A 379-nucleotide genomic window follows, 5' to 3' on the forward strand; every position below is an offset into this window, starting at 1 on the left:
TTGGATCTAGAAAGTGAATGAGTAGCATCGACAATAATGGATTTAGATTTAATAATACCCTTATCTATAGCTATACTTACAGTTTTGTTTATTAACAGATTTAATAAATCTGTATCCTTTAACCGCAATTTGCGAAACTTGGTGAGTGAGCTTGAATTAATCACATCCTCCTCAGGGGCCATTTCAAGAAAATATTTAAAGGACATATCATATCTAGAACGCTCAACAACATCCACATCAGAAATGGTATAAATTGTCTTTAACAGAAGATACTTAAACATCTTGATGGGATTCTCCGCTGTACGGCCATTAGTATGGCAATACTTCTCCAACAACTCATCATAGATAAAACTGAAATCGATAAGATCGTTGATTCTCC

The 379-nt window shown here is 34.0% G+C and carries 1 protein-coding gene; it reads right to left on the minus strand.

Translation table 11 applies throughout. The annotated features are described in order from the left end of the window. Window positions 1–379 (minus strand): transposase (locus tag G5B32_RS16985; protein WP_165292677.1); only part of this gene is annotated, 379 nt, incomplete at both ends.

The sequence above is a fragment of the Sphingobacterium sp. SGL-16 genome (assembly GCF_011043515.1).
Taxonomy (GTDB): domain Bacteria; phylum Bacteroidota; class Bacteroidia; order Sphingobacteriales; family Sphingobacteriaceae; genus Sphingobacterium; species Sphingobacterium litopenaei.